The sequence below is a fragment of the Ralstonia mannitolilytica genome (genome assembly GCF_000954135.1).
In the GTDB taxonomy this organism is placed as follows: domain Bacteria; phylum Pseudomonadota; class Gammaproteobacteria; order Burkholderiales; family Burkholderiaceae; genus Ralstonia; species Ralstonia mannitolilytica.
Window position 1 is genome coordinate 2,341,503 of sequence record NZ_CP010799.1, and the last position, 14,727, is coordinate 2,356,229.

12 protein-coding genes are annotated in these 14,727 nt (G+C 64.2%); 10 read left to right on the plus strand and 2 right to left on the minus strand.

The features are described from left to right. Positions 1-14: 14 nt before the first annotated feature. Complete coding sequence (locus tag TK49_RS11140) at positions 15-2,597, minus strand: [protein-PII] uridylyltransferase (protein ID WP_045786747.1); 2,583 nt, start codon at positions 2,595-2,597, stop codon at positions 15-17. 96 nt (positions 2,598-2,693) lie between these two features. Further along, positions 2,694-3,518 carry a type I methionyl aminopeptidase gene (gene map, locus TK49_RS11145; RefSeq protein WP_045786748.1) on the minus strand — a complete coding sequence of 275 codons (825 nt, stop codon included), beginning with the start codon at positions 3,516-3,518 and terminating at the stop codon, positions 2,694-2,696. A 303-nt stretch (positions 3,519-3,821) separates the two neighbouring features. On the opposite strand from map, the gene rpsB reads away from it, so the two are divergent. The 10 genes from rpsB to TK49_RS11195 all read left to right on the plus strand — a co-directional run bounded on the left by rpsB (position 3,822) and on the right by TK49_RS11195 (position 14,720). Then, positions 3,822-4,565, plus strand: a complete 744-nt coding sequence (rpsB, locus tag TK49_RS11150) for a 30S ribosomal protein S2 (RefSeq protein ID WP_045786749.1) — start codon at positions 3,822-3,824, stop codon at positions 4,563-4,565. A gap of 256 nt (positions 4,566-4,821) precedes the next feature. Further along, positions 4,822-5,712 (plus strand): translation elongation factor Ts, encoded by an 891-nt coding sequence (gene tsf / locus TK49_RS11155; protein WP_045786750.1) that lies wholly within the window; start codon positions 4,822-4,824, stop codon positions 5,710-5,712. Between the two features lie 281 nt (positions 5,713-5,993). Then, on the plus strand, positions 5,994-6,704 hold the full coding sequence (gene pyrH / locus TK49_RS11160) for a UMP kinase (protein ID WP_045786751.1): 711 nt from the start codon (positions 5,994-5,996) through the stop codon (positions 6,702-6,704). 171 nt (positions 6,705-6,875) lie between these two features. Next, the gene (gene frr / locus TK49_RS11165) at positions 6,876-7,436 is read left to right on the plus strand and encodes a ribosome recycling factor (protein WP_045786752.1); all 561 of its coding nucleotides are present in this window, start codon (positions 6,876-6,878) and stop codon (positions 7,434-7,436) included. A gap of 52 nt (positions 7,437-7,488) precedes the next feature. Then, on the plus strand, positions 7,489-8,265 hold the full coding sequence (gene uppS, locus TK49_RS11170; RefSeq protein ID WP_045786753.1) for a polyprenyl diphosphate synthase: 777 nt from the start codon (positions 7,489-7,491) through the stop codon (positions 8,263-8,265). Positions 8,266-8,268: 3 nt separating this feature from the next. After that, positions 8,269-9,087, plus strand: a complete 819-nt coding sequence (locus TK49_RS11175; protein WP_045786754.1) for a phosphatidate cytidylyltransferase — start codon at positions 8,269-8,271, stop codon at positions 9,085-9,087. A gap of 11 nt (positions 9,088-9,098) precedes the next feature. Next, positions 9,099-10,289 (plus strand): 1-deoxy-D-xylulose-5-phosphate reductoisomerase, encoded by a 1,191-nt coding sequence (gene ispC / locus TK49_RS11180; RefSeq protein ID WP_045786755.1) that lies wholly within the window; start codon positions 9,099-9,101, stop codon positions 10,287-10,289. An 87-nt stretch (positions 10,290-10,376) separates the two neighbouring features. Then, positions 10,377-11,765 (plus strand): RIP metalloprotease RseP, encoded by a 1,389-nt coding sequence (gene rseP, locus TK49_RS11185; protein WP_045786756.1) that lies wholly within the window; start codon positions 10,377-10,379, stop codon positions 11,763-11,765. Between the two features lie 103 nt (positions 11,766-11,868). After that, a complete protein-coding gene (gene bamA / locus TK49_RS11190; protein WP_045786757.1) occupies positions 11,869-14,166 on the plus strand; it encodes an outer membrane protein assembly factor BamA in 2,298 nt (765 codons plus the stop codon). Beyond that, a complete protein-coding gene (locus TK49_RS11195) occupies positions 14,166-14,720 on the plus strand; it encodes an OmpH/Skp family outer membrane protein (protein ID WP_045786758.1) in 555 nt (184 codons plus the stop codon). The genes bamA and TK49_RS11195 overlap by 1 nt, the downstream gene beginning before the upstream one ends. The last annotated feature ends 7 nt before the right edge of the window (positions 14,721-14,727 follow it).

The window sequence follows — 14,727 nt, forward strand, 5'->3', positions numbered from 1 at the left end:
CAAAACCCTGGCGCTCAGATGGCGAGCGCATCGAGCAGCTCGCTTTCGAGTTCAAGCTGCAGTTTGTTGTCCTGCGTCAGGCGGGTGCCGTCGACGAGGAAGATGTCTTCCACACGTTCGCCAAGCGTGTTGATGCGAGCGGATTGCACCGACACGCGATGCCGTGCGAGCACGCGCGCAATGGCATACAGCAGGCCCGTGCGGTCGGTGGCGGAGATGGAAAGCAGGTAGTACTGGCCGCGCTCGTCGGGGCGCAGGTCCACGCGCGGCTTGATCGGGAAGCTGCGCGACTGGCGCGAGATGCGGCCGCGCGGCGGCTCCGGCAGTGCAGCCTCGAGCGCGATCTGCTCCGCGAGTTCGTGCTCGACGAGCGTGATGATGTCGCGGTAGTGGCCGGGCTCCACCAGGCCCGTGCCGGGGTCGGCCACCTGGAACGTGTCTAGCGCGTAGCCGTGGTGGGTGGTGTGGATCTTCGCATCGAGAATCGTCAGCCCTTTGCGCTCGAAGTACCCGCAGATGCGTGCGAAGAGGTCGGGCCGGTCAGGCGAGTACACCGCCACCTGCAACCCGACGCCGGCCGGCGAAATGCGCGCCCGCACGATCGGGATGGTGGTGTCGACACGGTTGTAGAAGTGCCGCGTGAACCAGGCGATGTCGCGCGCGTCATGGCGCAGGAATACGCCCACATCGAGTTGCTTCCACAGCGCCTCATGCGCGGTGTCGTCCAGCGCCGCGAGCCGCAGCAGGGCGCGCGCTTCTTCCTTGCGGCCCTCGAGCACGGCGTGCGGGTCGGTGGTGGCGCCGCCCAGTACGCGCAGCGTCATGCGGTAGAGGTCTTCCAGCAGCTTGCCCTTCCAGGCGTTCCACACCTTGGGGCTGGTGCCGCGAATGTCGGCCACCGTCAGCAGATACAGCGCGGTCAGGCGCCGCTCCGTGCCAACCAGGTCGGCAAAGCGGCGGATGACTTCCGGGTCGCCGAGGTCCTGCTTCTGCGCCACCTGGCTCATCGTCAGGTGGTGTTCGACCAGCCAGACGATGAGGTCGGCGTCTTCCTTGGCGATGCCGTGCTCCTTGCAGAAGCGCCGCGCGTCGGACATGCCCAGCACGGAGTGATCTCCGCCGCGGCCCTTTGCAATGTCGTGGAACAACGCAGCGATGGTCAGCACCCACGGCTTGTCGAAATTCGCCATCAACTGGCTGCAGAACGGGAACTCGTGCGTATGCTCGACAATGGCAAAGCGCCGGATGTTGCGCACCACCATCAGGATGTGCTGGTCGACCGTGTAGACGTGAAACAGGTCGTGCTGCATCTGCCCGACAATGCGGCGGAAGTTCACCAGGTAGCGGCCAAGCACGCTCGTCTGGTTCATCAGCCGCAGCGCATGCGTGATGCCCTGCGGCTGTTGCAGGATCGACAGGAACAGCGCGCGGTTGGCCGGGTCCTTGCGCCACTTGGCGTCCATCAGCGTGCGGGCGTTGTACAGCGCGCGCAGCGTGTTGGCGGCCAGGCCCTTGATGCCGCGCACCTGCTCATACAGCAGGAACGTTTCCAGAATGGCCGTCGGCTCACGTTGGTACAGATCCGGGTCGGCGATCTCGAGCATGCCTTGCCGCTCGACAAAGCGCTCGTTGATCGTGCGCGTGATATCGAGCTCGCTTGGAAACAGCCGTGCCTCGATGTTCTGCAGCACCACGGTGTTGAGTTGCGTGACGGCCTTGGCGACCCAGTAATAGCGGCGCATGAGCTGTTCGCTGGCCCGCTTGGCGGTGGTCGGCCGGTAGCCGAAGGACTCCGCCAGTTGCGTCTGCAGGTCGAACACGAGCACGTCCTGGCGGCGCCCGGCCAGCAGATGCAGCCGCGCCCGCACGGTCTTGAGCAGGCGCTCGTTGGCGGCCAGTTCCTGCGCTTCGCGGCGCGTGAGCAGGCCGTTGCTCAGCAGCTCGCTCCAGCTGGAGCCGAAACCTGCGGCACGCGTCATCCACAGGATCACCTGCAGATCGCGCAGGCCGCCCGGGCTTTCCTTGCAGTTCGGCTCGAGCGAATACGGCGTGTCCTGATACTTGGCGTGCCGCTGGCGCATCTCCAGCAGCTTCGACTGGAAGAAATCCGCCGCGTCAAGGTGACCCTGGTAGTGCGTCTCGAACGTGCGGTACAGGCCTTCGTCGCCAGTCAGCAAGCGCGCTTCCAGCAGCGACGTGCGCACCGTCACGTCTTGCTCGGCTTCCTTGATGCATTCGTCGACCGTGCGCACCGAAGAGCCGATGTCGAGCCCCATGTCCCAGCAGCGCCCGATGAAGGCCTCCAGGCTTGCTTCCAGCGCCTTGTCGGCGGCATGCGGGAGCAGCAGCAGAATGTCGACGTCGGAATGCGGAAACAGCTCACCCCGCCCATAGCCGCCCACCGCGATCAGGGCGCAGTTGGCCGGCATGTCGGCCTGCTGCCAGAGCTGCACGAGGGTGCGGTCTACCGCCCTGGCAAGGCGGGTGACGAGCTGCTGCACATTGGCGTGCTGGTCGAACTGCGCGAACAGGTGCGCGCGTTCGGCCTTCAGGGCGTCGCGCGGTGACGTTTCGGCAGGAACGGCGGCAGTGTGCATGAATGGAGCGGGAATGAAACAGCGACCGGCGTGACTGGCCGGTCGCTGTGAAAAAAAAGATGGGCGCGGCCCCTGCGGCGCGCCTGCCGTGTGAGATCAGGCCGCGGCCGGAGCGCTTTCGCGGACGAACTCGGGCGGCGGCGGCGTCAGCGCCGACACCGTCAGCACTTCATAACCGGTGTCCGTCACGAGCACCGTGTGTTCCCATTGGGCCGACAGGCTGCGGTCGCGCGTCTTGACGGTCCACTGGTCGGGCATCGTGCGGATATCGCGCTTGCCGGCGTTGATCATCGGCTCGATCGTGAAGATCATGCCGGCCTTGAGCTCCATGCCGGTGCCCGGACGGCCGTAATGCAGGATCTGCGGATCTTCATGGAACACCTTGCCGATGCCGTGCCCGCAGTATTCGCGCACGACGCTGTAGCCGGCGGCTTCCGCATGCTGCTGGATCACGTGTCCGATGTCGCCGAGGCGCGCGCCGGGGCGCACGGCGGCGATCCCCTTCCACATGCACTCGAAGGTCACCTGTGTCAGGCGCTTCGCCAGGATCGAGCCTTCGCCGACGATGAAGGTGCGACTGGTGTCGCCGTAATAGCCTTCCTTGGTGATGACCGTGATGTCGAGGTTGACGATGTCGCCGTTCCTGAGCACCTTGTCGCCAGGAATGCCATGGCAGATGACGTCATTGACCGACGTGCAGATCGAGGCGGGGAAGGGCGGGTAGCCCGGCGGCGCATAGTTCAACGGGGCGGGCACGGTGCCTTGCACGTCACGCATGTAGGCATGGCACAGCTCGTCCAGTTTGCCCGTGGTCACACCCGGCTTGACGAACGGCGTGATGTAGTCCAGGACTTCGGAGGCAAGCCGGCAGGCCACGCGCATGTGCGCGATGTCTTCGGCGGTGTGGAGGGTAACGGCCATGCTGTGACTCTTTCTGCACGCAAACGCGCGGGCGCTGCGTCGTTGCTAAAACGCCGATTATCGCACCAAAGCGGCCCGGACGGGGTTTTCCGGGGGGCGGGGCAAGCTTGCGCCTGTTCGCTGCAAGTGCGCGGAAGGTGTTGAGTCGATTGGGTTTTTGTCGCTATAATCGCAGGCTAAGCAGTTGCCGGCCATGTGGCTGGCGGCGCTTGAAATCGCGAGCCGCTTCACCGCGGGTGTTTCTCGTACCGCATGCGAGAGATGTCTGAGGCGGCTTCAGACCTAACCCGACTGGAGAATTTCATGTCCGTGACCATGCGCGAAATGCTGGAAGCCGGTGTCCACTTTGGCCACCAGACCCGCTTCTGGAACCCCAAGATGGCCCCCTTCATCTTCGGCCATCGCAACAAGATTCACATCATCAACCTCGAAAAGACGCTGCCGATGTACCTGGACGCACTGAAGTACGTGCGCCAACTGGCAGCCAACCGGGGCACCATCCTGTTCGTCGGCACGAAGCGCCAGTCGCGTGAGATCCTGGCTGAGGAAGCCGCTCGTGCAGGCATGCCGTACGTCGACAGCCGCTGGCTCGGCGGCATGCTGACCAACTTCAAGACGGTCAAGACCTCCATCAAGCGCCTGAAGGACATGGAAGCCGCCAAGGAAGCCGGCGCGCTGGACACCATGAGCAAGAAGGAAGCGCTGATGTTCGAGCGCGAAATGGACAAGCTGGAAAAGTCCATCGGCGGCATCAAGGACATGGGCGGCATTCCGGACGCCATCTTCGTGGTGGACGTCGGTTATCACAAGATTGCCGTGACCGAAGCTGCCAAGCTGGGCATTCCGGTGATTGGCGTGGTTGATACGAACCACTCGCCGGAAGGCATCGACTACGTCATCCCGGGTAACGACGACTCGAGCAAGGCTGTTGCACTGTACGTGCGCGGCGTGGCCGACGCGATCCTGGAAGGCCGTGCCAACGCGGTGCAGGAAGTGGTGGAAGCGGCTCGCGGCGGCGACGACTTCGTCGAAGTCCAGGAAGGCTAAAACACAAGAGGGCGCGCGCCCGTGCTTGATCGCGCGGGACGCACGCCAGGCCATGCCGGTGAGGCGGTACCCCACCGAAATCGATGGCCAAACAGGGGCGCGTAACGAACGCCCCTTTTTTTTGAATTTGTCATGCGGATGACCCGCCCGCGTCGTATTGGGTGGTGCGTCCGATGGAAACCGGACGGCAGGACGGCGCAACGCGAGGATGAAACCGCGCGCGACCGGACGACGATCTGAAACAAGGAGCATGAGAATGGCGGCAATTACCGCAAGCATGGTGGCAGAACTGCGCGCGAAGACCGACGCGCCGATGATGGAATGCAAGAAGGCCCTGACCGAAGCCGAAGGCAACATGGAAAAGGCCGAAGAGATCCTGCGCGTGAAGCTCGGCAACAAGGCTGGCAAGGCCGCCTCGCGCATCACGGCTGAAGGCGTGGTCGCCGCAGCCGTCGAAGGCACGACCGGCGCGCTGGTCGAGATCAACTGCGAAACCGACTTCGTCTCGAAGAACGATTCGTTCCTGACCTTCGCCAACTCGGTCGCCGCACTGATTGCCAAGAACAACCCGGCTGACGTTGCGGCTGTCGGCGCGCTGCCGCTGTCGCAGGACGGCTTCGGCCCGACGGTGGAAGACGTGCGCGTGGGCCTGATCGGCAAGATCGGCGAGAACATGACGATCCGCCGCTTCCAGCGCTTCGAGGGTTCGAAGCTCGCTTCGTACCTGCACGGCACCCGCATCGGCGTGATGGTGGCCTTCGAAGGCGACGACGTGGCCGCCAAGGACGTGGCGATGCACGCGGCGGCCATGAAGCCGGTGGCACTGTCGTCGAACGACGTGCCGGCTGAGCTGATCGCCAAGGAGCGCAGCATTGCCGAGCAGAAGGCTGCCGAGTCCGGCAAGCCGGCCGAAATCGTTGCCAAGATGGTGGAAGGCAGCGTGCAGAAGTACCTGAAGGAAGTCTCGCTGCTGAATCAGCCGTTCGTGAAGAACGACAAGCAGACCGTGGAGCAGATGCTCAAGGCTGCCAACACGACCGTGAAGAGCTTCACGCTGTATGTGGTGGGCGAGGGCATCGAGAAGAAGCAGGACGACTTCGCTGCCGAAGTGGCTGCCCAGGTGGCGGCTGCCAAGCAACAGGCGTAATGCTGGTTCGATTGCTTCCGATGGCGAGTCGATCCGCCCTCCGGCGCTGGCCGGCAGGGCAACTTTTCTCCGTCGGCGCGATCGTATAATGCCGAGCAAACAGGGCACCGCAAGGTGCCCTGTTTGCAGGTGCAGCCTCCTTGCGCGGGCGTCGCCCGGGATTCCACCCGGACGGCTCCCCCGCAAGAAGGTTGCGGGATGCGCGAAGCCCGGCTTCGCCAATCGCAGCGTCGTTTCCCCCTTTCCTGTCTCCCGTCTCAGGAATCGTCACGAGGATCTCCATGCCTGCCTACAAGCGCGTTCTACTCAAACTTTCCGGCGAAGCCCTGATGGGCGACGATGCCTTCGGCATCAATCGCGGCACCATCGAAGGGATGGTCAACGACATCGCCGAAATCGTGAAGCTGGGCGTGCAGGTGGCAGTGGTGATCGGCGGCGGCAACATCTTTCGCGGTGTCGCGGGCGGCGCGGCCGGCATGGATCGCGCCACGGCCGATTACATGGGCATGCTGGCCACCATGATGAACGCGCTGGCGCTGCAGGATGCCATGCGCCACGCCAACCTCGAGGGGCGCGTGCAGTCGGCGCTGCGCCTGGACCAGGTGGTTGAGCCGTACATCCGCCCGCGCGCCATTCGCCAGCTGGAAGAGGGCAAGATCGTGATCTTCGCGGCGGGTACGGGCAACCCGTTCTTCACCACCGATACGGCGGCTGCGCTGCGCGGCTCGGAGATCGGCGCGGAAATCGTATTGAAGGCCACCAAGGTCGATGGCGTCTACACCGCGGATCCGAAGAAGGATCCAAGCGCCACCCGCTACACCACCATCAGCTTCGACGAGGCCATCTCGCGCAACCTGCAGGTGATGGATGCGACGGCATTCGCGTTGTGCCGCGATCAGAAGCTGCCCATCAAGGTGTTCTCGATCCAGAAGCCGGGCGCGCTCAAGCGCGTCATCATGGGCGAGGACGAGGGCACGCTCGTTCACGTCTAAGGCCGCCTCGCCCGCTGCCGCAAGCGTCTTTTTACCGTTCGCTGACGCCGCATCAATGGCGTTGGCGAGCGGCTTCCATGTAAAATCGCCTATTGTCTTTTCGGCCGTGCCGATGCCCTGTGTCGTGTCCCGGGGTGCGCATCTGGCCGGCCGTTATCGTTCGGAGGAAGTATGAGCGTCGCCGATATCAAGAAGAATACCGAGCAGAAAATGCAGAAGTCGATCGAGGCTCTGAAGGCGGATCTGGCCAAGATCCGCACGGGCCGCGCGCACACTGGCCTGCTCGATCACGTGCAGGTCGACTACTACGGCTCGATGGTGCCGATCAGCCAGGTCGCCAACGTGACGCTGGTGGACGCCCGTACGATCGGTGTGCAGCCGTGGGAAAAGAAGATGGTGCAAGTCGTGGAAAAGGCGATCCGTGAAGCGGACCTGGGCCTGAACCCGGCCACCATGGGCGACCTCATCCGCGTGCCGACGCCGCCGCTGACCGAAGAGCGCCGCAAGGAGTTGGCCAAGGTCGTCAAGGGCGAGGGCGAGGATGCCAAGGTCGCCGTGCGCAACCTGCGCCGCGATGCCAACGAGCAACTGAAGAAGCTCGTCAAGGACAAGGCCATCTCCGAGGACGACGAGCGTCGTGGCGGCGATGAGGTTCAGAAGCTGACCGACAAGTTCGTCGCCGAGATCGACAAGCTCGTCGCCGAGAAAGACAAGGAAATCATGACGGTGTAAGGCCGTCTCCCACTGCATGCGCACTCGGCGCGGGCGGTGGGAAATCCGATTCATGCATATCAGTTCCACACTGGCGGTACCCGATACCGCCGACACGCCTCGGCACGTGGCCATCATCATGGACGGCAACGGTCGTTGGGCGACCGAGCGTCATCTGCCGCGCGTCGCCGGGCACAGCCGCGGCCTCGAAGCCGTGCGTGCCACGGTGGAAGCCGCGGCCCGCCGTGGTGTCGGTTATCTCACGCTGTTCGCCTTCAGCTCCGAAAACTGGCGTCGCCCGGCTGAGGAAGTCACGTTCCTGATGAAGCTGTTCATGACGGCACTGCGCCGCGAAGTGAGCAAGCTACACGAAAACGGCATCCGCCTGCGCGTGGTCGGCGATCTGGCGGCGTTCAGCCCGCGTATCCAGTTGCTGATTCGCGAGGCCGAGGCCAAGACGGCCAACAACCCCGGCCTCACCGTGACGATCCTCGCCAATTACGGCGGGCGCTGGGACATTCTCCAGGCCATGCGCGCGTTGCTGGCCGCGCAGCCCGGCATTGCGCCCGAAGCGATCACCGAGGAAACGCTCGCGCCGTACATGGCACTCGCCTATGCACCGGAACCGGATCTCTTCATCCGCACGGGCGGGGAGCAGCGCATCAGCAACTTCCTGTTGTGGCAGTTGGCGTATTCCGAGCTGTACTTCACCGAGCGCTACTGGCCCGATTTCGATGCCGCCGAGCTTGACCGCGCCTTTGCGTGGTATCGCAACCGCGAGCGCCGTTTCGGCCGCACCAGCGCCCAACTCGAAACCGATGTCCCCCCCGCGCTGTCCGCCGGAGCCTGACACATGCTGCTGACCCGCGTGGTTACCGCTGTCTGCCTGCTGATTGTCATCCTTCCCATTCTGTTTTTCGCGCCGCCCGCCGGGCTGGTCGGATTGGTGACGGTGTTCGCCGCCCTGGCCGCCTGGGAATGGGGCCGCCTCGTGCGTCTGCCGGGCAGTTGGGGCCCCCTGCTGTACGCCGTGGTCGTCGTTCTGCTGACGATCGCGTGGTACGACATTCCCGCCCGCGGCGATGTCCGCCTGCTGTTTTACGCAGACGTTGTCGCATGGCTCGTGGCGTGGATGCTGCTGGCGGGCGGTATTCGCGCGTTGCAAGGTGGGCGGCAGCTGGTGTTTGCGCTCCTTGGGATGGTGATCCTGCCGGCGTTTGTCCATGCAGTGAGTACGTTGCGTGCAGAGGGCATCGCGTTCTTGCTGTCGGTGGCCGTGCTGGTCTGGGCAGCCGATGTGGGGGCATATTTTGTCGGCAAGGCGGTGGGCCGCCGCAAGCTCGCGCCGAGCATCAGCCCGGGCAAGTCCTGGGAAGGGGCGATTGGGGGCGCCGTGCTGGTCGCGCTGATTGCCGCCGTGGCGGGCCTGACCCACTGGTTTGCGCCGACCTGGTTTTCGTATGAATTTGATCGGCGCGGCACCCTGGTCGCCCTGGTGCTGACGCTGCTTCTGGTGGCCGCGAGCATCGGCGGCGACCTGTTCGAATCGCTGCTCAAGCGCCAGGTCGGCATGAAGGACAGCAGCCGCCTGCTGCCCGGCCATGGCGGCGTGCTCGACCGGATCGACGCGCTGCTGCCGGTGTTCCCGCTCGCCGCGCTGCTGATTTCCTGAGGCGTCCGGACATGATTCGCCTGACAGTTCTTGGCGCCACTGGCTCCATCGGCGACAGCACGCTCGACGTGGTGCGCCGCCATCCGGACAAGTACCGCATTCTGGCGCTCACGGCCAACGCGCAGGCCGACAAGCTTGCCGCACTGTGCCGCGAGTTTCATCCGCAAATGGCCGTGCTCGGCTCGGTGGCGGCGGCGGACGCCTTGCGCGACCACCTGGGCGCCGATGCGGCCGGTATCGATATTCGGTCCGGCGCCGATGCCCTCGAGGCCGCCGCCGCCCACCCCGATTGCGATGCGGTGATGGCCGCCATCGTCGGTGCGGCGGGGCTGCGTCCGACGCTGGCGGCCGTGCGCGCCGGCAAGCGCGTGCTTCTAGCGAACAAGGAGGCGCTTGTGATGTCGGGCGCGCTGTTCATGGAGGCGGTGCGCCAGCATGGCGCCACCGTGCTCCCGATCGACAGCGAGCACAACGCGATCTTCCAGTGTCTTCCGCCGCAGGCGCCGCAGTTTGGGCGCGGGGTGTCGCGCATCGTGCTGACCGCCTCGGGTGGTCCATTCCGCACGCGCGACGTCGATACGCTCGCCGATGTGACGCCAGACCAAGCCTGTGCGCACCCGAACTGGGTCATGGGTCGCAAGATCTCCGTCGACTCCGCCACCATGATGAACAAGGGGCTGGAAGTGATCGAGGCGTACTGGCTCTTCGGTGTGCCGGTAGAGCGCCTGGAGGTCCTGATTCACCCGCAGAGCGTGATTCACTCGATGGTCGGGTACGACGACGGCTCGGTACTCGCGCAACTGGGCAACCCCGACATGCGCACGCCGATCGCGTACGGGCTGGCCTATCCCGAGCGCATTGACGCGGGCGTGCCGCTGCTCGACCTTGCGGCCACCGGCACGCTGACGTTCGAGGCGCCGGACCTGCGCCGCTTTCCCTGTCTGGCGCTTGCCTTTGATGCGCTACGTGCCGGCGGCACGGCGCCTGCTGTGCTGAACGCAGCCAACGAGGTGGCCGTTGAGGCATTTTTGCAGCGCCGCATCCGGTTCACCGACATCGCTGCCGTGGTGGCCGATACCCTGGGCCGTGCGTCCATCGTTCCAGCCGACTCGCTGGACACCGTTTTTGCCGCCGACGCCCAGGCGCGGGCCCACGCGCAGCACTACATCGGAACTGCCCGCGTGCAACTGCCGGCCGCCTGAAAGCGGGCGGTCAGAGCGAGCGGGTAACATAGCGGCTTTGCGCGGGGCGATCCTGCGCATGTCCTTCAGTGCATCCGGAGAAGGTTCTTGCAGACTGTTTTAGCCTTTGTCTTCGCGATCGCGGTACTGATCGTCATTCATGAACTGGGCCATTACAGCGTCGCGCGCCTGTGCGGCGTCAAGGTGCTGCGTTTTTCGGTCGGCTTCGGCAAGGTGCTCTTCCGCCGTGTCGGCCGGGGGCCCGACCGTACGGAATGGACGATCTGCGCCATTCCCCTGGGCGGCTACGTCAAGATGCTCGGCGAAGGCTCGCGCGATCCGGAGAAGGATCCGCCCATCCTGCCCGAAGACTTGCCGCGGACGTTCGATCATCAGCCCGTCTATAAGCGATTCGCCATCGTTGCCGCGGGGCCGCTCGCCAATTTCCTGTTGGCGATCGTCCTGTATGCGGCGCTGGCGTGGGTCGGCGCCGTGGAGCCGCTGCCCATCCTGGGCGCGCCGCCGCCCGGCAGCATTGCCGCGCAAGCCGATCTGCGGGCCAAGGACCGCGTGATTGCGGTCGGCACGGAAAGCGAGGCGCCCACGCCGGTCCGCAGCTGGAGCGACGTCCGCATGCGGTTGTACTCGGCCGGCATTGGTGGGCATGAGGCGGTGGTCGTGGTGCGCGGAACCGACGGCGCCGAGCGCACCGTCCGGCTGCAAGGCCTGCCGAGCGCCGCGCGCACGCCGCAGGCCGACGTAATCGACCAGACCGGTCTGCGCCTGCAAGGCGGCCCCGTGACGGTTGTCGATGTGCTGCCGGCCAGTGCGGCGGCCCGTGCCGGGTTGCAGGCCGGCGACCAGATCGTTCGCTTTGCCGGCGTGCCCGCAGACCAGGCGACCGACCTGATCCGCCAGATTCGCGCCATGCCCGAGCAGAATGCGTCGATCGATATCCTGCGCAATGGTGAGCCGATGACGCTGCCGGTGCGTCCGGATGCCAGCGCAGACCCGAAGAACCCGAATGGTCCGAGGCTCGGCAAGCTTGGCGCGCAACTGAATCAGAAGGTCGAAACGGCCCTGATCCGCGACGAGCCGGGCGCCGCATTCGCGCATGCCGTGCGTGAGGTTTGGCAGACTTCCGTGCTGTCGCTGCAGGTGCTGGGCAAGATGATCGTGGGGCAGGCGTCGCTGCAGAACCTGAGTGGCCCGATTACGGTGGCCGACTTTGCAGGCAAGGCGGCAAGCCTTGGCTGGCAGACGTTTGTGAGCTTTCTGGCGTTGATCAGCGTCAGCCTCGGCGTCCTGAACTTATTGCCCGTTCCGGTATTGGATGGGGGGCATTTGCTGTATTATTGCGTGGAATTTTTGACAGGCCGACCCGTGCCGGAATCCTGGCAAGCAGTCCTTCAGAAGATCGGCGTCGCCTGCATCCTGCTTCTCACTTCGCTCGCCTTGTACAACGATCTGAGTCGGTTATTCCTGACTCGAGGCTAGACGTGTTGCAAGCCTCATCGTTGCCACAGGCGTGAGCGGGCAACCCAGCGTTTCGAAAACACTCAGAAGTGGATTCCCAACCGGATCCAATTAGGGGATTAGATTGATCAGACAACATCGCTTCCCGCTCAGCGTGCTGGCGGCTTCCGTGCTGACCGTTACTGCCGGTCAGGCTCATGCAGTGGAGCCGTTCGTCGTCAAGGACATTCGCGTGGAGGGGGTACAGCGCGTCGAGCCGGGTACCGTGTTCGGCTATCTGCCCGTGAAGGTGGGTGAGACCTTCACCGACGACAAGGGCGCAGAATCGATCCGCGCGCTCTACAACACCGGCTTCTTCAAGGATGTGCAGATCCGCGCTGAGGGCAACGTGCTCGTGGTCCGCGTGGAAGAGCGCCCGGCCATCTCGCAGCTCGAATTCATCGGCTTCAAGGAGTTCGACAAGGAAGCGCTGCGCCGCACGCTGCGCGGCGTGGGCGTGGCCGAGGCCCGCTACTACGATAAGTCCCTGATCGATCGCGCCGAGCAGGAAATCAAGCGTCAGTACGTTTCGCGCGGCTACTACGCCGCCGAAGTGTCGACCACCGTCACGCCGGTCGATGCGAACCGTGTGTCGATCACGTTCACCGTGGACGAAGGCCCGACGGCCAAGATCCGCCAGATCAACATCGTCGGCAACAAGGCCTTCTCCGAAGGGGACCTGCGCGACGAGATGCAGCTTTCCACACCGAACTGGCTGTCGTGGTACACCAAGAACGATCTGTACTCGAAGCAGAAGCTCACGGCTGACCTGGAGGCGCTGCGTTCGTTCTACCTCGATCGCGGCTATCTCGAATTCGCCATTGAGTCGACCCAGGTTTCCATCACGCCGGACAAGAAGGACATCTACCTGACGCTGAACATCCACGAGGGTGAGCAGTACAAGGTGTCCGACATCAAGCTGACCGGCGAGCTGCTGGGCAAGCAGCCCGAAATGGAGAAGCTCATCAAGCTCAAGCAGGGCGACGTGTTCTCGTCGGCCAAGCTGTCGTCGACGACCAAGGCGATCACCGACCTGCTCGGCACGTACGGCTACGCGTTTGCGACCATCAACCCGCAGCCGCAGATCAACCAGAAGGACCGCACGGTTGCGCTGACGCTGGTGGTCGATCCGGGCCGTCGCGTGTACGTGCGCCGCGTCAACGTGGTCGGCAACAGCAAGACGCGCGACGAAGTCGTGCGCCGCGAAATGCGCCAGATGGAAGCCTCGTGGTTTGACGGCGAAAAGCTGCAACTCTCGCAGAACCGCATCAACCGCACGGGGTACTTCACCGACGCGAACATCACCACCGAGGACGTGCCGGGCACGGCCGACCAGGTCGATGTGAACGTCAACGTGACCGAGAAGCCGACCGGCCAGATCAACCTGGGTGTGGGCTTCTCGTCGACCGACAAGCTGGTGCTGTCGGCAGGTATCCGCCAGGACAACGTGTTCGGCTCCGGTACCAGCCTCGGCCTGGATGTGAACACGTCCAAGTCGAACCGCACGATTGCCGTCACGCAATACGATCCGTACTTCACAGTGGATGGCATCAGCCGCTCGACCGAGCTGTACTACCGCACGTACCGCCCGCTGTACTACACGGGTGACCAGGACTACCGCGTCGTCCAGCAGGGCGGCAACGTCAAGTTTGGTGTGCCGTTCTCGGAAACCGATACGGTCTTCTTCGGTATCGGCTACGAGCGCACGACCATCGACGTGACGGCCAACACGCCGCTGGCCTATCAGAACTACGTTGCCAAGAACGGCCGCATCACGAACAACTTCCCGATCACGATCGGCTGGTCGAAGGACCAGCGCGACAGTGCCCTGGTGCCGACGCGCGGCCGCTATCAGCAGGCCAACCTGGAATTCGGCATTCCGGGCGGCGATCTGCAGTACTACCGTGCGTACTACCAGCACCAGTACTTCTATCCGCTGTCGAAGTCGTTCACGATGGCGTTCAACAACGAAATCGGTTACGGCCACGGCTACGGCAAGAGCGACTTCCCGGTCTTCAAGAACTACTACGCCGGCGGTATCGGCTCGGTGCGCGGCTATGAAACCAGCACGCTCGGCCCGCGCGACGCCAACGGCGTGGCCATCGGTGGCGCGAGCAAGTTCGTCGGCAACATCGAGTTCATCTTCCCGCTGCCGGGTTCGGGCGTTGACCGTACCGTTCGCCTGTTCACGTTCTTCGACTACGGTAACGTGTTTGCAGAAGGCCAACCGTACAAGTTCAGCGAGATGCGGTATTCGACGGGCTTCGGGTTGTCGTGGCTCTCGCCGATCGGTCCGCTGAAGATCAGCATGGGCTTCCCGCTCAAGCGCAAGACCGAAGATCAAACGCAACGCTTCCAGTTCCAGATCGGGACTGCATTCTAATGACCGCATTCATCATGAAATCCACGCGCATCACGTTGTCCCGCATGGGCGTGTCCGCTGCATTTGTCGCGCTGGCTGCTGCCGGTGTTGCGTCGCCTGCCGCGGCGCAGGAAGCCCGCATCGCTGCCGTCAATTCGGAGCGCATCCTGCGCGATTCGCAGCCGGCCAAGGCGGCCCAGTCCAAGCTGGAAGCCGAGTTCGCCAAGCGCGACCGCGAACTGCAGGACATGGCCTCCAAACTCAAGGCCATGTCGGACAAGCTCGACAAGGATTCCGCCGTGCTGGCCGATTCCGACCGGACGCGCCGTCAGCGTGAGCTGTCGGACCTCGACCGTGACTTCCAGCGCAAGCAGCGCGAGTTCCGTGAAGACCTGAACCAGCGTCGCAACGAAGAGCTGGCCCAGGTGCTCGAGCGCGCCAACCGCGTCATCCGGTCGATCGCTGAACAGCGCAAGTACGACCTGATCGTGCAGGAAGCCGTGTACGTCAATCCCCGCATCGACATCACCGACGATGTGCTGAAGGCCCTGAACACTTCGCAATCGGCGAAATGAGGTTGTT

What these genes read in the sequence shown, in the direction of transcription:
- pyrH (WP_045786751.1), top strand. Translation starts at nt 5,994, where the DNA reads ATGCCTGCCTACAAGCGCGTTCTACTCAAACTTTCCGGCGAAGCCCTG.
- tsf (WP_045786750.1), top strand. Translation starts at nt 4,822, where the DNA reads ATGGCGGCAATTACCGCAAGCATGGTGGCAGAACTGCGCGCGAAGACC.
- ispC (WP_045786755.1), top strand. Translation starts at nt 9,099, where the DNA reads ATGATTCGCCTGACAGTTCTTGGCGCCACTGGCTCCATCGGCGACAGC.
- rpsB (WP_045786749.1), top strand. Translation starts at nt 3,822, where the DNA reads ATGTCCGTGACCATGCGCGAAATGCTGGAAGCCGGTGTCCACTTTGGC.
- TK49_RS11140 (WP_045786747.1), bottom strand. Translation starts at nt 2,597, where the DNA reads ATGCACACTGCCGCCGTTCCTGCCGAAACGTCACCGCGCGACGCCCTG.
- TK49_RS11175 (WP_045786754.1), top strand. Translation starts at nt 8,269, where the DNA reads ATGCTGCTGACCCGCGTGGTTACCGCTGTCTGCCTGCTGATTGTCATC.
- frr (WP_045786752.1), top strand. Translation starts at nt 6,876, where the DNA reads ATGAGCGTCGCCGATATCAAGAAGAATACCGAGCAGAAAATGCAGAAG.
- map (WP_045786748.1), bottom strand. Translation starts at nt 3,518, where the DNA reads ATGGCCGTTACCCTCCACACCGCCGAAGACATCGCGCACATGCGCGTG.
- uppS (WP_045786753.1), top strand. Translation starts at nt 7,489, where the DNA reads ATGCATATCAGTTCCACACTGGCGGTACCCGATACCGCCGACACGCCT.
- TK49_RS11195 (WP_045786758.1), top strand. Translation starts at nt 14,166, where the DNA reads ATGACCGCATTCATCATGAAATCCACGCGCATCACGTTGTCCCGCATG.